This is a genomic window from Oceanibaculum nanhaiense (genome assembly GCF_002148795.1).
Lineage (GTDB): Bacteria > Pseudomonadota > Alphaproteobacteria > Oceanibaculales > Oceanibaculaceae > Oceanibaculum > Oceanibaculum nanhaiense.
Genome location: NZ_MPOB01000014.1, coordinates 1 through 22,213, shown reverse-complemented (window position 1 = coordinate 22,213; position 22,213 = coordinate 1). Strand labels below are relative to the sequence as shown.

Here is a 22,213-nt window from a genome sequence, read left to right as displayed (position 1 = left end):
CTCTCACCAGCCGGTCCCCGAGAGGACCACAGCATGAACAGGACTAACTTATAAATGCGGACATAACGGAAAGCGGGTCAATGCGCACCTGCGTGCCTGCCCGGCCCTCGACGATTGCGCGCGCATCCTGCAGCCTGCCGATGCCGGCCATCGAACCGCCCGACCGCACGAAATTGCAGGCAGCGGTGATTTTCGGCCCCATTGACCCTGCCGCAAAGTCCATCGCATCCAGCGCGTCAGGGCTGATTTTCGCTATCGCCGCCTGATCCGGCCCGCCCCAGTCGCGGAACACTGCCTCGACATCGGTCAGCATCAGCAGAATGTCGGCCTGCAGCGCCATGGCCAGCAGGGCCGAGGTACGGTCCTTGTCGATCACCGCCTCGACGCCACGCATCTTGCCGTCCTCGCCGCGCACCACGGGGATGCCGCCACCGCCGGCGCAGATCACACAGACCCCGGCCTCGACCAGCAGGCGGATGGGCGCCAGGCCCAGAAGGGCGATCGGCAAGGGCGAAGGCACGACGCGCCGCAACCTGCCTTCGGCCTCGGCCACCATCGACCAATGATGTTCCGCGCGCAGCCGCTTCGCTTCCGCGTCCGTGTAGACCGGGCCGATGGGCTTTGTTGGCTGATCGAAGGCCGGGTCCAGCGGATCGACCTCGACCCGCGTCAACAGCGTGGCGCAATCGACACCAGGCGGCAGGGCGTTCATCAGCTCCTGCTCGATCAGATAGCCGATCATGCCTTCGGTTTCGGCCCCCAGAACATCCAGCGGCCAGGGGTTTTCCGGCGCAAAGCTGGCCGCCTGCAGTGCCATCAGCCCCACCTGCGGGCCATTGCCATGTGCCACGATGATCTGGTGATCGCGCGCGAGATCCGCCAAGGCCGCGGCGGCGACACGCACATTGGTCTGCTGCGCCTCGGCCGTCATCAGCTCACCGCGTTTCAGAAGCGCGTTGCCGCCCAGCGCGACGACGATGCGCATCTCAGCCCCCGATGGTTGCGACAAGCACCGCCTTGATCGAATGCAGCCGGTTCTCCGCCTGATCGAACACCACCGAGGCGGCGGATTCGAACACCTCTTCCGTCACCTCCATGCAATCGATGCCATAGGTCTGGAACACCTTCTCGCCGGTCTTGGTGTCGCGGTTATGGAAGGCGGGCAGGCAGTGCAGGAACTTGGTGTGCGGGTTGCCGGTCAGCTCCATCACCTCCCGGGTGACGGTATAGGGCGACAGCAGCGCGATCCGCTCGGCCCAGACGGTATCAGGCTCGCCCATCGACACCCAGACATCGGTATAGATGAAGTCGCAGCCCTCGACACCTTCAGCCAGCTTCTCGGTCTGGGTGATACGGGCACCGCTGGTTTCCGCCAGCTTGCGGCAGTGATCCACCAGGGCTGCGTCCGGCCACAGGCTTTGCGGGCCGCAAAGCCGGATATCCATGCCAATCAGCGCCGCCCCCACCATCAGCGACGACCCCATATTGCCGCCGGTGTCGCCGACAAAGCAGAAGGCGATGTCCGACAGATGCTTATGGGTGAACTCACGCATGGTCATCAGATCAGCCAGAATCTGCGTCGGGTGGAAATCATCGGTCAACCCGTTATAGACCGGCACACCGGCGAACTCGGCCAGCGTTTCGGCCTCTGCCTGACCGAAGCCGCGATACTCGATCGCATCGTAGAACCGGCCCAGAACACGGGCCGTGTCCTTCATGGTTTCCTTGGTGCCGATATGGCTGCCCGATGGCCCCAGATAGGTGACATGCGCGCCCTGATCGAAGGCCGCGACCTCAAACGCGCTGCGGGTGCGGGTGCTGTCCTTCTCAAAGATCAGGGCAATGTTCTTGCCGTCCAGCAGGCGCTGTTCGGTACCCGTGGCCTTCGCCTCTTTCAGGCTGGCCCCAAGGCGAAGAAGAAAGCGCAATTCGTCAGGCGAGAAGTCCAGCAGTTTCAGGAAACTGCGGCCGTGCAGGTTTTGCGGCATGAGGTGGTCCTTTCAAGCGTATCGGGCACGTCACAGCGCATCGCGGATCAGCGGGCAGGACATGCAATGCGACCCGCCGCGCCCGCGCCCCAGCTCGGCGCCGGAAATGGTAATGACCTCGACCCCCGCCTTGCGCAGCAGGGTGTTGGAATGGGTGTTTCGGGCATAGCCCACCACGACGCCGGGGCTGATGCAGAGCAGGTTGTTGGCATCGTCCCATTGTTCGCGCTGCGCCTCGTAGGCATTGCCGCCGGTTGACACCGTGCGCAGTTTCTTCAGGCCCAGGGCCCCGGCAACCACCTCAAGGAACGGCGCCGTTTCGGTCGTAACCTGCACGCCGCCCTTGTCATCGGGGCGCAGGGAATAGGTCTGGATCGCATCCGTCACCTCGGCAAAGACCGTCACCAGATCGCGGTCGCAAAAGGTGAAAACCGTATCCAGATGCATGGAGGACCGAGCGCGCGGAAACTGGCAGGCGATCACCCGTTCCGCCGCACCGCCGGCAAAGAGCGCGCGCGCCACCTGCCCCACCGCCTGCGGCGTGGTGCGTTCGCCCATGCCGATCAGAACGGTTGCATTGCCGATCGGCATCACATCGCCGCCTTCCAGTGTGGCAAGGCCGTGATCCACCATCGGGTCACCGAACCAGATCGGGAAACCGGCATCCTTGAAATCGGGATGAAAGCGGTAGATCGCGGCGAGGTTCAGCGTCTCCAGGCGTCGCGCGGGCCAGAACATCGGGTTCAGCGTGACGCCGCCATAGATCCAGCAGGAACTGTCACGGGTGAATATCTGGTTCGGCATCGGCGCCAGCAGAAAATCTTCGTCCCGCAGCATCGGCACCACGACGCCGCCTTCGGGGATCGGCAGTTCGGCCCGGCTCATCCCGCCAATCAGAATGTTCGACAGCGGCTCGGCGGGCATTTCCATCAGGCAGGCCAGCAGATCGGCGGACAGGCCCACACCCACCGAATTGTCGTTGATCCGCGCCTCCAGCAGCCAGCGGCGCGCGAACTCATCGGCCAAAACCTCCTCCAGCATCTCGCGCAGCATCACGACCTCGACCCCGCGTTCGCGCAGGACATCGACAAAGGCCATATGGTCGATCCGGGCCTGTTTCACCCACAGAACATCGTCGAACAGCAGGCTTTCGGCATTGGCAGGCGTTAGCCGCGCCATTTCCGAGCCGGGCCGGTGAACCATGACGCGGCGCAGGATGCCGGCTTCGGAATGAACGCCATATGCAAGGGTCATGTCGGGGGGCCTCCAAACACGGTGGCCATGGCAAGGGCTGCCATGACGATAAGGGTCAGCGCCACGAGAAGCGGCCAGACGAAGCGCAGCCACCGTTCATAGGGCACCCGGCCAATTGCCAGCCCGCCCATGACGACGGCCGAAGTGGGAGTAATCAGGTTGACCATGCCGCTGGCTGTGGCGAATGCCGTCACAACCAGTTCGCGCTTCACACCTGCGAAATCGGCCACCGGCGCCAGAATGGGCATCGACAGCACCGCAAGACCGGAGGTCGAGGGCACAAAGAACGACAGCCCCACCTCGATCCAGTAGATCACCAGAATGAACGCGGTCTGCGACAGCCCCGCCACGCTGGTTTCCGCTGCATGCAGGATGGTGTCGGTGATCAGACCCGCATCCATCACCACGACGATTCCGCGCGCAAGCCCGATGATCAGCGCAACCCCCAGAAGATCGCGCGCGCCGTTTACGAAGCTGTCCACCAGCTTGCCCTCGCCCAGCCGGGCAATGACGCCGACCACGATGGCGGCGGCGAGGAACAACCCGCTCATTTCCGCCATCCACCAGCCGCCGACGGATACACCCCAGATCATCACGCCGAAAGTCAGCGCGAACAGCACCAGGACAATCTTGTGCAGGCCGGTGAATGTCGCGGCGCCCGCCTCTGAGTGATCCGGGGTTGCGGCCAGAAAATGCGCCTCGTTCTCGGATTTCTTGTCATAGACCAGCGATTTGGCCGGATCAGCCCTGACCCTGGCGGCATAGCGCATCACGAAAGCCACCGTGACCACCCAGCACACAGCCAGAATCACCAGCCGCAATACCAGACCATCCGCAAAGGTCACGCCCGCCGCATCCGATGCAATCACGGTCGAGAAGGCGTTGATGGTGGATCCAAGGACGCCGACACCGGCCCCCAGCAGGATCACGGCCACGGCCGTCAGGGCGTCATATTTGGCGGCGATCATGACCGGGATAAGCAGGACGTAGAAGGCAAGCGTCTCCTCCGCCATCCCGTAGGTGGTGCCACCCAAAGCGAACAGCGCCATAAGAAAGGGGATCATCCAGTTCTCGCGCCCCTTCAGCCGGATCATCGCCCGCGCAATGCCTGCATCTATCGCTCCGGTCGCCGTGACCACCCCGATGAAGCCGCCGATGATCAGCACGAAAAGCGACACGTCGATCGCATTCGCGGTATAGGCGACAGGATCATAGAAGCCTGCGATGGGAGCCAGGATCACATCGAAAAAACCCTGCGGATTGGCGTCCGTGAGGGCATAGCTGCCCGCCACCGGCACATCCTTGCCCAAAGCCTCGGAGGCCACGCGCTCATATTGCCCAGCCGGAATAATCCAGGTCAGTGCAGCCACAAGGATGATCAGCGCGAACAGTATGGTAAAGGCGGATGGGAAGCGGAACCTCGGTTTCTCGGCGGATGGCATGGGGCTGCTCCCTGAAACGGACCTATTGGGATCAGGCTAGCCTTTATGGGGCGGGGGCGAACTGATCCAGATCAAGCCAGCGAGCCAGATACCTCAGCGCAGTCGCCGGCCCGCCATCGCCCCCGCCGCGATTTCAATGATCTCGGCTGTGATCGCCTCTTGCCGCATCCGTCGGGCCAGGGCTTCGAGCACGCCCAACTCCTCCTCGATCTGTCGCGATGCAGCGGACATGGCGGCCATGCGAGCCTCGTTTTCGGCCACGAAGGCATGAAGGGCCGCACGGGTTGTCGGGTCTCCTTTCAGGCGACCGTGCCGGCGGCACAACTCGCGCCGCCGGCTTGAATCATGGCAAGCCCCACATGCGCTATTCAGCCGTCAGATAATCGTAGGCCGACAGCACGTGGCATTTCACCACGTGGATGAACTCCTCGATCGGCACATGCTCATCGACGCTGCCCATGCCGCGCGGGGCCGGGCCATAGACGATGGCCGGGACTTCCTTGTAACGCCACAGCCGGGCATCGGTGCCGCCCAGGCTGATCACCGGCACCGGATCGATTCCTGAGACCAGCATGGCGTTGGCGCGCACGATCCGGGCCATCTCGGTGTCCGGGTCGGTCCAGGCCGGCGGGTTATAGACCAGTGTCTTGTAGGTCACCTGCGGGTAGGCCTCAAGGATGCGCGCCACTTCCTTGTGGATGTCCGCGTCGGTCAGCCCGTTCGGCACCCGGATATCGACCTGGAAGGTGCAGTCGGCGGCGACCATGTTCACCTTCACACCGCCGCTGATGGTACCGGGATTGACCGTGACGCGGCGCACGATGCGCGCCGCGCCATCGCCGAATTCATGATCGATGACCGAGGAAGCATCGCGGATCAGCGCCTCAAGATTGCCGAGGTCCGCCGGCTCCATGTCGCTGAGATCCTCCAGCTGGGTAATGATGCCGACGGCGATCTTGGTGGCGCTGGGGCTGGCATGGGTATAGGCACCGTGCGCGCCGGCGGTCTTCACCGTGAATTCCAGCCAGAGCGGCCCCTTCTCGCCGAACCGCAGCGAGCCCATGCCGCTCGGCTCGCCGTTCAGGCAGCAATCGCCGAACACTTCGGGATGATGGTCGGCGAGATAGCGCGCCCCCCAGGGGCCGAAGGTCTCCTCGTCGGAGACCGCGACCAGCGTCAGCTTGCCCTTCAGCTTCTCGCGCATCCGGTTGAGATAGATATAGGTGAACAGGGACGCGGTGGTGCCGCATTTCATATCGGCAGCGCCCCGGCCATAAATCTTGCCGTCGCGGATTTCCGCGCCCCAGGGATCGGCGCTCCAGCCATAATCACTTTCCACCGGGAACACGTCGAGATGGCCGTTCAGCGCCAGGTGCCGGCCGGGCGATCCGCCCTCGACGCTGGCGATGATGTTCGGCATCACCTTGTTCGGATCGATAATCTTGTAGTCCAGCCCGTTCTCGGTCAGCGCCTGCATCACATGGGCGGCGGCTTCCAGCGTGTCGCCGGGCGGGTTCGGGCTGCGCCGCCGGATGAATTCGCGCAGGAAGGCGACCAGCTTGTCGCGGTCGGCCTCGACCCAGTCGAGAAGCTGCTGTTTGTCGTCGTCGGTGGAAACGGACATTGGAGGCGTGCCTTTCCTGTCAATTCGAGGGGGGCGATGCGGGAAGAAAGTCCGGCGCCGCCCCAGGACGGCGCCGGCAGTCAGGGGCAGGGATTATTTCTTCACTTCGGTGGCCGGGCCGAACGGCACCATCACCACCTTGTCGACATAGCGGCCGGTGCCGCCGTACGGCGCCGCCATCCTCTCCCAGCGGCCGGTCAGCAGCATGAAATCGATGGAGGTGTTCAGGAACCGCAGCATGTCGTCATTGCCGCGCTTCACCGCCCAGGCGATGGGCAGCACATTGTAGGGCTGGTCACCGAAAAGGTCGGTTACGCCCGGCTGTGCGGTGGCGAAGCGGCGGGCCTGCCAGGCATCCTCGATGCCGACATCGGCGCGGCCGGAGGCCACCTCGATGAAGGGCGCGGTCAGGTTGCCGGTGGCCAGCTGCACCATCTCCGCCTTGGGGAAGTTCTCGCGGACATATTCCTGGCCCGCGCCGCCCTGCACCACGGCGATCTTGATGCCTTCCTGGTTGAAGTCGGCCAGCGACTTGAAGCGCTCGTCGCCCTTCTTCACCACGGCGCTGTAGCCCAGATAATGGATCGGGTTGGTGAACTCGACCGCCGCCGCGCGCTTGATGGTAGCGAAAGTACCGGCCATCGAGAAATCGAACTGGCCGGATTGCAGGCCGGCGGCGAAGTTCGCCCAGGTGGTTTCGACGAATTCGATCTCGACGCCGATCTGGTCGAACATGTAGCGCACACCCTCGACGTAGAAGCCTTTGACCTCGCCGCTGGCGGGGTCCTTGATCGTGCCGGGCGGCGACGGGATGTAGCCGACCTTGACCTTCTTGTCCGTCAGGATGCGATCCATCATCTGCGCCTTGGCGTCCGCCAGGGCGGCCGTGCCGGCCAGAGCGATGGCAACCATCCCTGTCGCCAGGGCTAATCTGCGAAATGTCGTCCGAAACATTGGTGCCTCCGTGCGTTTGAGCATTGGATTCCGCCGATGGTCAGTACCCCCTGGTCAGATCGACCACGTTTTTTAATTTCCGCCCGCCCAGCAGGCGGTCGATGTTGCGGAAGACGAGTTCCAGCGTCTTTTCCGCGTAGAGATCCGCATCGTCGGATGAGCAATGCGGGGTCAGGATCAGCCTGGGCACGCTCCACAGCGGGCTGTCCGCCGGCAGCGGCTCAGGCGAGAAAACATCGAGGATGGCGCCCGACAGCCGGCCGGATTCCAGCACCCGGCTCAGCGCCGAATAATCGACCAGATGGGCGCGGGCCATGTTCACCAGCCCGGCCGTATCCTTCATCAGCGCCAGTTCCGCAGCGCCGATCAGGTGCTTCGTCTCCTCGACGGCGGGGGCGGTGACGACCACGAAATCGGCCAGTGGCAGGAATTCCGCCAGCCGGTCGGGCGTGCCCATTTTGTGGACATAGCGGTTGGCCTTGCCGCTGCGCCTGATGCCCAGCACAGTCAGCCCGTTGCGGTAGGCGTAGCGCGCCACCTCCGCCCCCATATGGCCAACGCCGACCACCAGCAGGGTCTTGCCGGCGCTGACCGAGGCGAAGGCGCGGTCCCATTTGCGCCCCGCCTGCGCATTCATAAGCTGCGGCATGCGGTTGTTCAGCATCAGCACCGCCATGAAGGCAAACTCGCCGGCCTTCTCGCCATGCACGCCGCTGTTGTTGGTCAGCCTGGCGCCCGATGGCAGCCAGTCGAAGGGGCGCAGATGGTCCAGTCCGGCCCCGGTGATGTGGACCAGCGCCAGATTCTCCGCCCGTTCGCGCACGGCCTTGCGGTCGAACTCCCAGCCGACCATGACGTCGGCAGTCTCGACATTCTCCGCGAACTTCGCGCCGTCGAAGCTCAGCACCGGGTCGATCCTCGCCGCGATCTCCGGCAGGCGCGCTGCGACGCGGGCATAACGTTCCGGCGTGATGTGGAACACCTCCGGCTGGCGCGTCAGCGATTCGACGTACAGCCTGATCTTTCCCTCGCGCGGCCTGGCCTTTGGCATCACAGCACCTGGTCCAGAACCCAGTTGTCGATGTCGCGCACCAGCGGCTCGCGGTAGGAGAACCGCCCGGGCAGCGCGAAGGGGCTTTCCAGCCCGCGCTGCTGCAGTTCGCAGGCGACATTGTCCTCCTCGGTGGTGATGTCCCAGCGGCGGTAGTAGTTGCGGACCGATTCCTCGAAATCCTTGCGCGCCAGATTGTCCTTCGGGAACAGCGCGCCATGGATCAGCTTCATCCGCCGCGGCCCCAGCGGATGGATCTCCAGATACCAGGCGCAGTCGATGGTGCAGGCGAGATAGGTGCTGGGATAGATCAGCGGCGCCGTGGTACCGCCGCGCAGATCGCCCATCAGGGTGGAAATGACGGGGAAACCCTTGTCGCCCTTCAGCAGCGCCATCGAGCCGTCATGCATGGAGAAGGTGGAGCAGTAATTGCCCGCCGTGTCCTGCACCCGGTAGCCCGCCGACTTGGCCGAGGCGTAGCGGTTGATCGTGTTCCGGTGGACCGTGCCGATGTGGTACGCCTCCTTGGCGTTCTCGACATAGATCTTCCAGTTGCAATCGATGGTGTATTCGGTGCGGCGGACACAGACCATATCCTCGAAATTGTAGGGGGCGACCCGCTCGGTGAAATCGCCCAGATAGGTCGTGAGGCCCGGCGCATCCGGATCGAAATTCACGAAGATGAAGCCGCCCCAGCTTTCCAGCCGCACCTCGATCAACCCATATTCGACCGGATCGAAATTGGCGGTCTTTTCCATCGACGGCGCGCTCAGCAGCTGCCCGTCCAGCCCGAAGGCCCAGGAATGATAAGGGCACTTGAAGGCGCGGCACCGCCCCTCCCCCATCGCGATCAGCGCGCCGCGATGGCGGCAGCTGTTGGCGAAGGCCCGCACCTTGCCGTCATCGCTCCGCACGATGATCAGCGGGATGCCGGTGAATTCCAGCGTGAAATAATCACCCGGATTGGGGATGCGGTCGGCCCGGCCGATGAAGTTCCAGACCTTCAGGAAAATGCGCTCCACCTCGCGCTGGTAGAAGCGGTCGCTGGTATAGCACCAGGGCGGCAGTGTCTCAGCCTCGGCCAGCGGCTTGCGCACATTGGCGTAGAGGGCGGGGTCGAACAGGTCCTGCGGCTCCCGGTTCAGGATCATCGGACCATCTCCTTCTCGTCGGAATTTGAATAGACCACGCAGCGGATCGGCGACGGGTCGTAGCCGGCCGCCGGGTTGAACATCTGCGGGCAGTTGGACAGCACGACCAGCACGTCGGTCTCGGCGCGCAGCACGATGTAATCGCCAGGATTCGAGCGGCTGTCGGTAATCGCCATGGTGCCGTCCGGCAGCACCGGCACGGCCATGAAGAAATTGATGTTGGCCACGATATCGCGCTTGCCGAGACCGTGGCGGGCGAGCTGGCCCAGGAAATTATCCCGGCAGTTCGCCTCGCCCGGCTGGCCGTAGCGGGCAAGGTTGCTCTCCCGGCTGCAGCAGCCGCCGATGGTGTCGTGACACCCCACACTGTCATCGACGATGGTCAGCAGCACGCGTCCCATGTCGGAATAGAGCTTGCTGCCCTTCGTGAGGAATATCGATCCGGCGATCTTCATCGTATCGGCCGCGTTGTAACGCTCGTCCGGCCGGTCGGCGGCATAGGCCAGGAAGTCCACCGCCTGGGCGCCCTGCAGATCGACAATCTTGAGGTGCTGCCCGGCATCCAGCCGGCAGGACCAGCCGGCCTTCGGGGCAATCACCTCGTCGATATGCACGTGTTGATCCATGTCAGTGCACCACCCGGCGCAGAAAGTCGGCGGTGCGGGCGTTACGCGGACTGCCGAAGATCACCTCCGGGCTGTCGATCTCTACCACCACGCCCTCGTCCATCATCATCACCCGGTCGGAGACCTCGCGGGCGAAGGACATCTCGTGGGTGACGATCACCATCGTCATGCCGCCGGTGGCGAGGTTCTTCATCACGTCCAGCACCTCGCCCACTAGTTCCGGGTCAAGCGCGCTGGTCGGCTCATCGAACAGCATCATCTCCGGCTGCATGGCGAGCGCCCGCGCGATGCCGACGCGCTGCTGCTGGCCGCCGGACAGCTTGCTGGGATACTGGTCCGTCTTATCGGACAGGCCGACCTGGGCCAGCAGGTCGAGCGCCATCGCCCGCACTTCCGCGCGCGGCTTCTTCTGAACGATGACCGGGCCTTCCATGACGTTCTCCAGCACGGTCTTGTGCGGGAACAGATTGAAGCTCTGGAACACCATGCCCATGCGGGTGCGCATCGCCGCGATCGAGCCGGCGCCGGCGCGCAGCCGCTTGCCCGCCGTCTCGCGATAGCCCACCAGCCGGCCGTCGAAACGCACATCGCCCTCCTGATATTCCTCCAGGAAATTCAGGCAGCGCAGGAAGGTGCTCTTGCCCGACCCGGACGGGCCGATCACGGAGAACACCTCGCCCTTGGCGATATCCACGTCGATGCCGCGCAGCACATGCAACGGTCCGTAATATTTGTGCAGGTTCCTGACCTCGATCATCGCGCCCTCACGAATTGGTCTTCCAGTACCGCTCCAGCCGCTGCGACAGCAGGATGATCGGGTAGATCAGCACGGCAAAGGCGAGCGCCAGCACCGTGTAGACCTCCAGCGGACGGTAGGTGTTGTTGATCAAATTGTTCGCCTCGTGCAGCAGCTCGTACACGGCCAGCACGGAGCCCAGCGTGGTCAGCTTGATCAGCGTGGCGAACTCGTTGATGAAGGGCGGCACCATGCGGCGCACCGCCTGCGGCAGGACGATGCGCCACATCGCCTGGCCATAGCCCATGCCGATGGAACGCGCGGCATCCCACTGGCCCTTGTCGATGGAGGCGATGCCGGCACGGAAGATTTCCGCGAAATAGGCTGCCGCGTGCAGGCCGAGGCCGACCGAGACCGAGGCGATGCCGCTCATCTGCAGGCCAGTCAGGATCGGCAGGGAATAGTAGATCCACACCAGCTGGACCAGCACCGGCGTCGCCCGGAAGAATTCGATATAGACCGCCGCCGGCCAGCGCAGGATCACGATGCTGCTGGAGCGGAACAGGCCGAACAGCAGGCCGAGCGAGACACCGATCAGCGTCGAATAGAGGGTGAGCAGCGCGGTTATCCAGGCCCCCCGCAGGAAGACGACGCGATAATCCCAGACGATCCCGAAATGCCAGACATAATCCATGATCCGTCCTCAGGCCGGGTCGAGCACCTGGTCCAGCACCCAATTGTCGATGGCGTGCACCAGGGGTTCGAGATGGGAGAAGCGGCCCTCGCGGTAGAGCGGCGAGCTGAGCCCGCGCTGCTGCAGTTCGGAAATCTCGTTATCCTCGGGGATCGAGATGTCCCAGCGCCGGTAGTAGCGGGTGACGATCTCCTCGAAATCCGGCCGCGCCACCACATCCTTCGGGAAGGCGGAACCGACGATCAGCCGCGTGCGGTCGGCGGCGATGGGGTGGATTTCCAGCCACCACATACAGTCGATGGTCGCGCCGAACATGGTGCTGGGATAGATCAGCGGATAATGCGTGCCGGCGGCGGCCGGGCCGGTCAGGCTGGGGATCGGCGGAAAGCCGGTTTCGCCCGCCAGCAGCGCGCGGCTGCCGGTATGTTCCTTGAACAGCCCGACCCATTCGCCCCTGGTCTCAATGGGCTGGGCAGTTGGCCCCTTCTGCCGCTGCAGGGTCGATTTGTGCACATAGGGGACGTGGTACGCCTCCATGGCGTTCTCGACATAGATCTTCCAGTTGCAGTTCAGTTCGTATTCGACACGCCGGACGCAGACCATCTCCTCGTAATTGTAGGAGGCCAGCCGCTCCGGCAGGTCGCCCAGGAAGCTCAGCAGGTCCGGCGCATCCCGGTCGAAATTCACGAAGATGAAGCCACCCCAGCTTTCCAGCCGCACCTCGATCAGCCCATAGTCAGCAGGGTCGAAATTAGCGGTCTCCTCCATCGAGGGCGCGCCCAGCAGCGTGCCGTCCAGCGCGAAGGCCCAGGAATGGTAGGGGCATTTGAAGGCGCGGCAATTGCCCTTGCCCAACGCCACGATGGAGCCGCGATGCCGGCAGCTGTTGGCGAAGGCGCGCACCTTGCCGTCATCGCCGCGCGCGATGATCAGCGGCACACCGGCGAAGGTCAGGGTGAAATAATCGCCCGGATTGGGGATGCGGTCGGCACGGCCGAGAAAGTTCCAGACCTTCAGGAAGATACGCTCCACCTCGCGCTTGTAGAAGCGTTCGCTGGTGTAGCACCAGGCCGGCAGCGTCTCCGCTTCGGCCAGCGGGCGGCGCATCGCCTTGTAATGGTCGGGGGAGAACATATCGGCCGGTTCCGACAGGCCGATGGCGGAGTTGGACAGGGTGGCCGCTTCGATCATCCGTTTGCTCCTCGCTTTGGCGCGCCGCGCGGGACTTTCCCCCCGCCTCGGATCAGGCTGGGGATCAGGCTGGTTCGACGATGAAGTGAATGTCGGCGGGGGTGCCGTGATTGATCTGGATGATGTCCTGCGGGCAGGCCGACATGACGACGATCACGTCCATCTCGGCACGCAGCAGCACATGGTCGCCGGCCTTGGAGACGGTCGGCAGGAATTCCGTGCGCCCGCCTTCCGAGATCGGGATGTTCATCCACAGATTCAGCGGCTGCGGCACTTCCGGCACGGTCAGCCCGATGGCTGCCATCGCCATGCGCAGATTGTCCGAGCAATTGTCGTGGTAGTCCGTCACGTCCAGGATGCGGTAGCGGTAGAGGTCGCAGGCCGCGTAGATCGTGTCGTGGATGCCGGGCGAGCTGTCTTCCAGGAACTGCAGGATCGGCCGCCGCCGGTTGGAGCCAAGCGGATCGCCCGCCACCGGGTTGACCCGGCCGATCATCACCCGGCCATGTTCCCAGGACATGAATTCGTGGAGGTTGGACTGGCTGAAAGCCCAGGTGTCGCAGACCTGCGTGCCGTGCGTATTCACGATGCGGATGGTCTGCCCTCTGGCGACCCTGACAGCACGCCCTTCGCGTGCCGGCACCGTATAGCGCTGACCCAATACTGGCGTACCATCGCCAGAAATCGGATTATCGAGGGTGGCGTTAGTCCCCAGCCACTCACTATTCAATAGTTGTGTTTCTTCTATTTGGCACATTGCAGCGTGAACCCCACGATTACTAAGGGTTGAGTGACGCCGCCAGCCGCGATTTCCCGAAGTTTCTGTTTTCTGTATTGACAAGATTGACGCATCAGGATGCGCTTAAAGAACATATATTTCTTTCAAACCTTACATAAGTTTTCCTCAAACAAACCTGCCGGGTAGCCATGCGCCTCGCCAATACCGACATCCGCGCGCTCCATGTTTTCCAGGCCATCGTTGAGCATGGCGGCTTTGCCGGCGCTGAAATCTCGCTCGGTCTCACCCAGTCAGCGCTGAGCCTGCATCTGAAGAAACTGGAGGAGCGGCTGGGCTTTACCTTGTGCCAGCGCGGCCGGCGCGGCTTCCAGCTGACCGACCGCGGCGCCGTCGTCTATCGCCAGGCCCGGTTGATCCTGGCGGAGCTGGACAGTTTCGAGGAAAGCCTCAGCGAGCTGCGCCGCCGGGTCACCGGCAAGCTGCGCATCGGGCTGGTGGACAACACCGTCTCCAACTACGACTTCCCGATATCCGAGGCGATCTCGGCCTTCCTGAAGAAGATGCCGGAGGCGGAGATCGAGGTGGTGGTGGATATCCCGGAGCATCTCGAGACGGAGGTGGCGAACAACAACCTCCACCTGGCGCTGGGGCCGATCATCTATCACCGCGAGGGGCTGCAGTACCGGCAATTCTACGTCGAGAAGCACTCGCTCTATTGCGGCCGCCGGCATCCGCTGTTCCTGCATCCCGACGACGAACCGAAACTGTCGGTGCTACGCCAGCATCCGCTGGTGGTGCGCAGCTATGGCGGCGACGAGGAGCTGGGCATCATCAAGAACGCCCTCGTCGGCTCCCGCGTGTCCAGCATGGAAGCCGCCGCGCACCTGATCCTGAGCGGCAGCTTCATCGGCTTCCTGCCCGACCACTACGCCCGGCGCTGGCTGCAGGTCGGCGAGATGCGCAACCTGTCCGGCAGCGACCTGGCGCTGCACACCGGCTTTTTCATCATCACCCGGACCAGCCGGCAGAAGCAGCCGCTGCGCGACAAGTTCATGCAGGAGCTGGTCGCCATCCTGAACCGCAGGCTGCATGAGGGGTAAGGCAGCGGCGGATGGGCTGGACCGGTGCGCTACTCCCCGCCGCCCCTCCGATCATCGACGCAGCACGTCCTGCCATTCCGGATGGCGGTCGATCTGCGCTTTGGCGAACGGACAGAGCGGAATGATGGCCACGCCGTCTCGACGGGCATCCTCAATCGCCTGGCGCACCAGCCGCTCCCCGACCCTGCGGCCACGCAAGGCCGCAGGCACTTCCGTGTGGTCGATGATGATCAGGCCTTCGCCGGCACGGCTATAGGTCATCTCCGCCTCGACGCCCTCGATGACAAGCCGGTAGCGCCCCTTCGATGCGCCATCCTCCCGTTCAACCTCTTCATCGGTCGATAAAGGGGCGGTCTTCGGCAGTTCAGCGTGTGGTGGCCGCACCTGACCCGGTCGCCCTGGCACACATTCCAGCAGATCGCGGTCCCATCCTCCAAGATCGGCAGCGGCCTCGTAGGTCGAAACAAGAAACCCCATGAGCGCCGCATCGGGATCGCCCGCCGTCCGCACGGCCTCGTAGGGCAGCATGAATTCCGACAATTCCTCGTGCCAGAATGCGGCCTCGGGCTGCACGGACGCGGCGCGGTAGCCGCCAGGCGCCGGATAAGCGTAGGCATAGAAGGCGGGGTAATCGATGCCGCCACCGCCGGGCCAGAACCCTGCCGAGGAGACCTCGCGGTCATAGGCTTCTTGCGCCACATCGTTGGGCAATGCAGGAATGCCGCCGGGATGGAGCGGCGCGCGCCGCCCCGAAAAGCGGGTAACAGCCAGGTCGAGAGCGCCCCAGAACAGGTGAACGGGACTGGACTTGCCAAGAAAGGAGGTGCGGAACCGGTTGAAGACCCTGTCAATCGCCACCGATGCCTGATGGAAGCGCTGGACGGCGTCCCGGTCATAGGGCCGGTCACGATGATCTTCGATGAACGGTACGGGGTTGGGCACCTCGTTCGGCGTGCCGTTAAAGCTCGGCGTGCCGCCAAGGTCGGAAATCAGTTGCACGAAATTGGCGTGAAATTTGGCGACCGTGGATGGCCCGAGATCGAACGACGCCTTGCGGCCGTTGCCGCAGGTGCCCACCACCCTGTGCTCGCGAAAATCGAAGAGGATCTCGATGCCCGGACCGTCGGGGATCGGCGAGGAGGCCAGGCCGAGCGGCGTGACATAGAAGGTCGCGTTCCAGGAATGGTTGAGCCACGGGGTATGAGCAAGACGGTATTTACCGGCGATCTGCAGATAGAGATGCAGGGCCGAGCACGTCTCGCGCCAGTCGAGGTAGTCCAGCTGGGGCCACTTGTTCATTTTGTTTCTCCAGGTCGTGTCCGGTCACTCTGGCAATGGAATGTATTCGTCCCGGTCATTGATCGGGAGATCGAACCGTCCCTTGCCCCAGTCCGCGGCGCGCCATTCGGTCTTCGCTTCTTCGATGCGCTCCTTCGAGGAGGCGACGAAGTTCCACCAGATATAGCGCGGTCCGCTGAGCGTTGCGCCGCCGAGGATCATAAGACGCGCGCCCTGGGCGCCGGCCGCGACCGTGATGCTGTCGCCCGGCCTGAAGACCATCATCTGAGATGCCTGATATTCCTGGCCGGCAACCGAGATCGACCCTTCGACGATATAGAGTCCCCTGTCTTCGTGGTCGTCCGGCATCGGCAGCCGGCATCCGGCGTCGAGCGTCACATCGGCATAGAACGTCTCCGAGAACATCGTCGCCGGGGCGTGTTTGCCATAGGCATCCCCGAGGATGAGGCGGACCGAAACGCCGCGATCCTCGATCATGGGCAGCGCTTCCTTGCCGTGATGCTCGAAGGTGGGCGCCATGTCCTCATGGCTTTCGGGCAGGGCGAGCCAGGTCTGGATGCCGAACAGGCTGTTCGGACCGGTCCGGGCGGCGGCGGTGGTGCGCTCCGAATGGGACACACCGCGCCCGGCAACCATCCAGTTCAGCGCGCCCGGACGGATGATCTGGTCGACACCGGTGCTGTCACGGTGATGGAAATCGCCGCGATAGAGGTAGGTGACGGTACCGATACCGATATGCGGGTGTGGCCGGACATCGACGCCCTGTCCGGTCAGCAGATCGGCCGGCCCGGCCTGATCGAAGAAGATGAACGGCCCGACCATCTGCCGCTTCGGCGCCGGCAGGGCGCGCCGAACCTCAAAGCCGCCAAGGTCCCGCGCGCGCGGAACAATAAGGGTTTCGATCGCATCGACGCCAACGGCATCGGGGCACCCCGGTTCGATTGCTGGGTTCCAGCTCATGCGCGTTCATCCTCACTTGGGCTTCCGGAAGGCCCAATCTGGCGCGCGACCGTCTGCCTAGCTAGTCCTGAGATACGGCACGCTGTGTCGCAGCAAGTGGAACGTGCGGACAATGCCGTATCTTAACGGTCGACACCCCAAACCTCCGGGTTTCGCGCGACGTGCTCGATCAGCATCTCGGTAAGCACCCGTATTTTCCGCGTGGGGTGCTGACCCGGCGGGCGGATGACATAGGCGCCTGCCGGAGGGGGCGGATAGCGTGTCATAATCGGAACGAGCGCGCCGGAGGCCACATGGTCATAGGTGATGCAATCGGGGATCCAGGCGATGCCCAGCCCTGCCACTGCGGCGACGGCAAGCGCCGTAGCATTGTCGGCCTTGAACCTGCCCTGCGGCTGAACCGTGACGATCCTGTCGCCATCCATGAACTGCCAGGTTTCCGTCCCCTGCATGAGGGCCTGATGGGTGATAATCTCATCTGGCGCCTCAGGCGAACCGTGCGTCTTAATATAATCCGGACTTGCAACGAGCTTGCCATAGATCGGCCCGATGCGCTTCGCGATCAGGTTTGAATCCTGAAGGTAGCCGACCCGGATCGCGCAGTCGAAACCCTCCGCGATGAGATCAACGAAGCGGTCGCTGTAGGAGCTATGGATCTGGAGCTGCGGATGCTGATGCGCCATTTCCGCAAGCACCGGGGCGAAGTGAGTCGGGCCGAAAGCAAGCGGCATGGCAATTCTCAGGCGGCCGCGTAGATCACCGGTTGGGAGGATGGTTTCCCTCGCCGTGTCGATCTCGGCACTGGCGCGGGCCGCGTGATCCCTGAACGTGACCCCCGCTTCCGTAAGCGCAGCACCTCGGGTCGTTCGTGCAAGAAGCTGAACGCCCAGCTCCGCTTCGATGCGGAAAAGCCGCCGGCTGACGATTGACTTGGAGAGGCCGAGCCGGCGTGCGGCGGCCGATACGCCCCCGGCATCGGCCACTGCGACGAATGTCTGCAGATCTTCGACATCCATTCCGGTGTTCCTCGTTTCGCGACACAGCTTGCCTGACTATGGCACTAGCCCATCAGCTGAAGGAACAGCAAATTGCGGCCAGACAACGTCGTGCAGGCAACGTCGCGGAGGCAACGTCCCGACTGGCGAATGCCGCCGGAAAATCCAATTCCGCTCACAACAGCAGGAAAGGAAGCCACAATGACCTTTCGTAACGGTCTTGATTCGCTTCTTCGTCCCGAGGATTCAGTCCTCGTTCTGATCGACCACCAGCCTTACCAGCTCGCGAACCTGAACAGCCACGATCCGCACATGGTGGTCAACAACACGACCGCGCTCGCCAAGGTGGCCAAGGTGTTCGGCGTTCCCACCATTCTGACCAGCGTCGTTGCCGCCCGCGGCGGCGTCATCTTCCCGCATGTCACCGAGGTGTTCCCCGATCAGGAGGTCATCGACCGGACCTTCATCAATACCTGGGAGGACAAGAAGGTCGTCGATGCGGTCAAGGCGACGGGCCGCAAGCAGCTGATCATCGCCGGCCTGTGGACCGAGATCTGCGTGGCTATGCCCGCGATCCAGGCGGCGGGCGAAGGTTGGGACGTGACCGTGATCACCGATGCGTCGGGCGGCACGTCGCTCGAGGCTCACGAGGTCGCGATTCAGCGCATGATCGCAGCCGGCATCAACATGATGACCTGGCTGGCCCTGGCTTCCGAATGGCAACGCGATTGGGCCCGGGCCGAGACCGCGACCGAACTGAACGACGCCCTCAGGCATCACATCGGCGGCAGCGCCATCGCCTATCTCTGGGAGCAGCAGTTGCTCAACACACCGGTACCGGCCAACGGCTGATCCGGCCTATTGCGGAAAATCGCACGGTCGCGGAGCTTGCCGGCATGGCCATAGACTGTGCCGGCTCTTTCCGAAGATACTTGCGTGCATTGAAGCAAAACATCCGAAAGGCTTTTCGATGGCTGAAGCGAGCCTGGGACAAATGATCGGACCGGCGGTCGTCCTGATGGGGGCGGCCGTCGTTGCCGTACCACTGTTCCGGCGGCTCGGCCTTGGATCGGTTCTGGGCTATTTCGCCGCCGGCCTGCTGGTCGGCCCATCGGTTCTGGGCCTCTTTACCGATGCCCAGTCCATCCTGCATTTCTCCGAGCTCGGGGTGGTGATGTTCCTGTTCGTGATCGGACTGGAACTGCGCCCGCAAAAGCTGTGGGCGATGCGCGGCCAGATCTTCGGCCTTGGCCTTGTGCAGGTGGCCGCCGCGACCTCTGCACTTGCACTGACGGCTGTCGCGATCTTCAACCTGTCTACTACGGTCGCGTTCGTTGCCGGGGCGGGTTTCGTTCTTTCATCGACCGCTGTCATCATGTCGGTGCTTCAGGACAGGGGTGAGATTGCCAGCAGTGAAGGCCAGAAATCGGTCTCGATCCTGCTGTTTGAGGATTTGATGATCGTCCCGCTGTTGGCGGTGGTTGCCTTTCTGTCGCCCCTGGCACAGGGCCAGGCGGGATGGGTGGACGCCCTTCTGGCGGTTGGAGCGCTGCTGGCGCTGCTGGGGGTGTCGCGCTGGGGCCTGAACCCGTTCTTCGCCCTGCTGGCGCGGACGCGGACACGCGAGGTGCTGACTGCCGGCGCGCTACTGGTGGTTCTCGGGGCGGCGCTGCTGATGGACGCTGCCGGTTTATCGATGGCGATGGGCGCCTTCCTTGCCGGCGTCATGCTGTCGAGTTCGAGCTACCGCCACCAGATCGAAAGCGATATCGAACCGTTTCGCGGCCTGCTGATGGGGCTGTTCTTCCTTGCCGTTGGCATGTCGCTCGATCTTTCTGTCGTTGCGACCGACTGGCAGCTTCTGCTGTCCATGCTGGCCGCGTTCACTGTCGTCAAGGGCGCCGTCGTCTATGCGGTCGCGCGCCTGTTCGGCAGTGCCAACCATCAGGCACTCCACCGGACATCCATGTTCCTGCAGGGTGGCGAATTCGCCTTTGTGCTCTATGCCGCCGCGACCTCGGGCGCCGTGATCGACGCGCGGGAAAATGCGCTGTTCGTCACCGTCGTTATCCTCTCCATGGCGATGACACCGCTTTTCATGGTCATAGCCGACCGGTTGCTGCGTACCGAGCCCTCCATGGACGGCGTCGATGCCGCCCACGATCTGAAGGGGCGGATCCTGCTCATCGGCTTCGGCCGCTTCGGCCAGATCGCCTCGCAGCTTCTGCTGTCCCGGGGCGTCAGCCTTTCCGTGATCGACCGGGACCCGGACCGGATTCGCGATGCCGGGCGATTCGGGTTCAAGGTCTTCTTCGGCGACGGCACCCGGCTCGACACACTGCACCACTCCGGTGCGGGCACGGCCGATGCCATTATGGTCTGCATTGATGATCCGAAGGCCGCATTGCAGATCGTGGAACTCACACAGCATGAGTTTCCGCAGGCGAAGCTGCTGGTGCGCAGCTACGACCGCGGCCATTCCATCGACCTGATCCGCGCCGGCGTCGCGTATGAAGTCCGCGAGACGGTCGAATCCGCCTATCTGATGGGGGCGCAGGGCCTCCGCGCCCTGGGCTGTGCCGAAGCCGATATCGAAGAGGCCGCCGCGGACATCCGCCAGCGCGATACCGAACGTCTTTCCGAGCAGGTGCAGGGCGACATCATGTCGGGCCTCGACCGGCTGCACAGCAACCAGCCCACCCCGGAACCGCTGAGCGGAGAGCCCGCTTCAAAGTCGACAGCAAAGCAAATCTGACGGCCTGCATGATCTGCCCGGTCCCGGGGGTTGGACCGGGCGTTCCGCGCTCAGCGACACAGCTTCCCGCCGAGACGTACTACCGCCTCGCGCCTCGACGTGACATCTACGCTTCAAGCTGCCGCGATGCCCTGATCACAGAATCGGCACCTGCCGCACGCTTCGCTTTCCCCTGGGCGCTGTTCATGCCGCAGGGGCCGACAATCGCGACAATCGAGAAGGAGACCACATCATGGGCTTTGTTACGACCAACGACGGCGTACAGATTTTCTACAAGGATTGGGGCCCAAAGGACGCCCAGCCCGTCGTATTCCACCATGGCTGGCCGCTCAGCTCCGACGACTGGGACGCGCAGATGCTGTTCTTCCTGTCGAAGGGCTATCGCGTCGTCGCCCATGACCGGCGCGGCCACGGACGCTCGAGCCAGGTCGCCGACGGTCACGACATCGACCACTACGCGGCCGACGCCTTTGCCGTCGCCGAGGCGCTGGATCTACGGAACGCCGTTCACATCGGCCATTCCACCGGCGGCGGCGAAGTCGCGCGGTATGTGGCACGACACGGCGAACCCGCGGGCCGGGTGGCCAAGGCCGTTCTTGTCGCCGCCATTCCGCCGCTGATGCTGAAGACCGCCGACAACCCCGAGGGCACGCCGATGGCGGTCTTCGACGGGTTTCGGACGGCACTGGCCGGCAACCGCGCACAGTTCTTCCGCGACGTCCCGGCGGGCCCGTTCTATGGCTTCAACCGCGACGGTGCCACGGTCCATGAAGGCGTGATCCAGAATTGGTGGCGCCAGGGCATGATGGGCAGCGCCAAGGCGCACTATGACGGCATCAAGGCCTTCTCGGAAACCGACCAGACCGAGGACCTCAAGGCGATCACCGTGCCGACTTTGGTGCTGCATGGTGAGGACGACCAGGTCGTTCCGATCGCCGCCTCGGCTCAGAAAGCGGTCAAGCTGCTGCCGAAGGGCACGCTGAAGACCTATCCCGGTCTTTCGCACGGGATGCTGACAGTGAACGCCGATGTGCTGAACGCCGACATCCTGGGATTCATCACCAGCTGAGAAATCTGCGGGGCGGGGTGCCCGATCCTGTCCCGCAGCTTCAGCCGTGCCCTTGGCGCTCCCTCAAACTCGGCAATCCGGAAAGCACCATCCCATCGGACACACCCGCCCCTTTCCTCTTCCGTGTGCTTCCATGGCGCTTCCATGGCCGCAGAACAGGGCCAAACCCCGGACATGACGAAGCCCGCAAGACATTGATCTTGCGGGCTTAATGTTGGTTGCGGGGGCAGGATTTGAACCTGCGACCTTCAGGTTATGAGCCTGACGAGCTACCGGGCTGCTCCACCCCGCGCCGGGTGTGGTGGTGGCCGGGCATGCTGGTTTTGCGTGCCGGCGAAGTTTTGTGGCTGTTCCCAGTCTGCTGCCTGGAACTGTGTGGGTATTGGAGGCAGCGTCGGGAGCGTGAAGTGGACATGGTGTGTGGGAGGTTCTGCCGGCGCCTCGATCACCCTCGTGAGAGGGTCGATGCGGCGCCTGTTGCTGCTGCTGGCCCCTGTATCGGGTCCCAGTATTGGGCCGGGATCGGCATGTTCCTGTACGGAAGCGTGCTTGGAAGATCTGGCAGCGACCTACTCTCCCGCGTCT

21 protein-coding genes and 1 tRNA gene are annotated in these 22,213 nt (G+C 63.7%); 4 read left to right on the top strand and 18 right to left on the bottom strand.

The genetic code is table 11. From position 1 onward, the window contains the following. Positions 1–43: 43 nt before the first annotated feature. The 14 genes from arcC to BKM74_RS17065 form a co-directional block, all read right to left on the bottom strand. Positions 44–985 carry a carbamate kinase gene (gene arcC, locus BKM74_RS17130; protein ID WP_086466934.1) on the bottom strand — a complete coding sequence of 314 codons (942 nt, stop codon included), beginning with the start codon at positions 983–985 and terminating at the stop codon, positions 44–46. A gap of 1 nt (position 986) precedes the next feature. Next, a complete protein-coding gene (gene argF, locus BKM74_RS17125; RefSeq protein ID WP_086466933.1) occupies positions 987–1,988 on the bottom strand; it encodes an ornithine carbamoyltransferase in 1,002 nt (333 codons plus the stop codon). 30 nt (positions 1,989–2,018) lie between these two features. Then, positions 2,019–3,242 carry an arginine deiminase gene (locus BKM74_RS17120; RefSeq protein ID WP_086466932.1) on the bottom strand — a complete coding sequence of 408 codons (1,224 nt, stop codon included), beginning with the start codon at positions 3,240–3,242 and terminating at the stop codon, positions 2,019–2,021. Continuing rightward, positions 3,239–4,684 carry a YfcC family protein gene (locus tag BKM74_RS17115; RefSeq protein WP_086466931.1) on the bottom strand — a complete coding sequence of 482 codons (1,446 nt, stop codon included), beginning with the start codon at positions 4,682–4,684 and terminating at the stop codon, positions 3,239–3,241. Before BKM74_RS17115 ends, BKM74_RS17120 begins: the two co-directional genes overlap by 4 nt. 93 nt (positions 4,685–4,777) lie before the next feature. Then, positions 4,778–5,008, bottom strand: a complete 231-nt coding sequence (locus BKM74_RS19120; protein WP_281251466.1) for a F0F1 ATP synthase subunit gamma — start codon at positions 5,006–5,008, stop codon at positions 4,778–4,780. A gap of 40 nt (positions 5,009–5,048) precedes the next feature. Further along, positions 5,049–6,308, bottom strand: a complete 1,260-nt coding sequence (locus tag BKM74_RS17105) for an ArgE/DapE family deacylase (RefSeq protein WP_086466929.1) — start codon at positions 6,306–6,308, stop codon at positions 5,049–5,051. A gap of 93 nt (positions 6,309–6,401) precedes the next feature. After that, on the bottom strand, positions 6,402–7,220 hold the full coding sequence (locus tag BKM74_RS17100) for a substrate-binding periplasmic protein (protein WP_176342595.1): 819 nt from the start codon (positions 7,218–7,220) through the stop codon (positions 6,402–6,404). 82 nt (positions 7,221–7,302) lie between these two features. Beyond that, positions 7,303–8,313, bottom strand: a complete 1,011-nt coding sequence (locus tag BKM74_RS17095; protein WP_086466927.1) for a D-2-hydroxyacid dehydrogenase — start codon at positions 8,311–8,313, stop codon at positions 7,303–7,305. Further along, complete coding sequence (locus BKM74_RS17090) at positions 8,313–9,464, bottom strand: aromatic ring-hydroxylating oxygenase subunit alpha (protein ID WP_086466926.1); 1,152 nt, start codon at positions 9,462–9,464, stop codon at positions 8,313–8,315. Before BKM74_RS17090 ends, BKM74_RS17095 begins: the two co-directional genes overlap by 1 nt. Then, a complete protein-coding gene (locus BKM74_RS17085) occupies positions 9,461–10,090 on the bottom strand; it encodes a DUF1989 domain-containing protein (protein WP_086466925.1) in 630 nt (209 codons plus the stop codon). The genes BKM74_RS17090 and BKM74_RS17085 overlap by 4 nt, the downstream gene beginning before the upstream one ends. A 1-nt stretch (position 10,091) precedes the next feature. Beyond that, complete coding sequence (locus BKM74_RS17080; protein ID WP_086466924.1) at positions 10,092–10,847, bottom strand: amino acid ABC transporter ATP-binding protein; 756 nt, start codon at positions 10,845–10,847, stop codon at positions 10,092–10,094. A gap of 7 nt (positions 10,848–10,854) precedes the next feature. Continuing rightward, positions 10,855–11,520 carry an amino acid ABC transporter permease gene (locus BKM74_RS17075; protein WP_086466923.1) on the bottom strand — a complete coding sequence of 222 codons (666 nt, stop codon included), beginning with the start codon at positions 11,518–11,520 and terminating at the stop codon, positions 10,855–10,857. A 9-nt stretch (positions 11,521–11,529) separates the two neighbouring features. After that, complete coding sequence (locus BKM74_RS17070) at positions 11,530–12,711, bottom strand: aromatic ring-hydroxylating oxygenase subunit alpha (RefSeq protein ID WP_086466922.1); 1,182 nt, start codon at positions 12,709–12,711, stop codon at positions 11,530–11,532. A 64-nt stretch (positions 12,712–12,775) separates the two neighbouring features. Further along, the gene (locus BKM74_RS17065) at positions 12,776–13,372 is read right to left on the bottom strand and encodes a DUF1989 domain-containing protein (RefSeq protein ID WP_217895521.1); all 597 of its coding nucleotides are present in this window, start codon (positions 13,370–13,372) and stop codon (positions 12,776–12,778) included. 266 nt (positions 13,373–13,638) lie between these two features. Between BKM74_RS17065 and BKM74_RS17060 the strand changes: the two genes are divergently transcribed. Next, complete coding sequence (locus tag BKM74_RS17060; protein ID WP_086466920.1) at positions 13,639–14,550, top strand: LysR family transcriptional regulator; 912 nt, start codon at positions 13,639–13,641, stop codon at positions 14,548–14,550. A gap of 51 nt (positions 14,551–14,601) precedes the next feature. Here BKM74_RS17060 and BKM74_RS17055 read toward each other — a convergent pair whose 3' ends face one another. From BKM74_RS17055 to BKM74_RS17045, 3 genes are all read right to left on the bottom strand, one after another. Next, positions 14,602–15,849, bottom strand: coding sequence for a DUF5996 family protein (locus BKM74_RS17055; protein ID WP_086466919.1), 1,248 nt, complete (start codon positions 15,847–15,849; stop codon positions 14,602–14,604). A gap of 24 nt (positions 15,850–15,873) precedes the next feature. Beyond that, positions 15,874–16,809, bottom strand: coding sequence for a pirin family protein (locus BKM74_RS17050; protein ID WP_086466918.1), 936 nt, complete (start codon positions 16,807–16,809; stop codon positions 15,874–15,876). A gap of 122 nt (positions 16,810–16,931) precedes the next feature. Next, positions 16,932–17,825 carry a LysR family transcriptional regulator gene (locus BKM74_RS17045; RefSeq protein WP_086466917.1) on the bottom strand — a complete coding sequence of 298 codons (894 nt, stop codon included), beginning with the start codon at positions 17,823–17,825 and terminating at the stop codon, positions 16,932–16,934. Positions 17,826–18,005: 180 nt separating this feature from the next. Between BKM74_RS17045 and BKM74_RS17040 the strand changes: the two genes are divergently transcribed. From BKM74_RS17040 to BKM74_RS17030, 3 genes are all read left to right on the top strand, one after another. After that, complete coding sequence (locus tag BKM74_RS17040) at positions 18,006–18,656, top strand: hydrolase (protein WP_086466916.1); 651 nt, start codon at positions 18,006–18,008, stop codon at positions 18,654–18,656. 118 nt (positions 18,657–18,774) lie between these two features. After that, positions 18,775–20,559 carry a monovalent cation:proton antiporter-2 (CPA2) family protein gene (locus BKM74_RS17035; RefSeq protein WP_176342594.1) on the top strand — a complete coding sequence of 595 codons (1,785 nt, stop codon included), beginning with the start codon at positions 18,775–18,777 and terminating at the stop codon, positions 20,557–20,559. A gap of 232 nt (positions 20,560–20,791) precedes the next feature. Then, positions 20,792–21,628 carry an alpha/beta fold hydrolase gene (locus BKM74_RS17030; RefSeq protein WP_086466914.1) on the top strand — a complete coding sequence of 279 codons (837 nt, stop codon included), beginning with the start codon at positions 20,792–20,794 and terminating at the stop codon, positions 21,626–21,628. A gap of 215 nt (positions 21,629–21,843) precedes the next feature. On the opposite strand, the gene BKM74_RS17025 is transcribed toward BKM74_RS17030, so the two are convergent. After that, a tRNA-Met gene (locus BKM74_RS17025) sits at positions 21,844–21,920 on the bottom strand. Positions 21,921–22,213 lie beyond the last annotated feature (293 nt).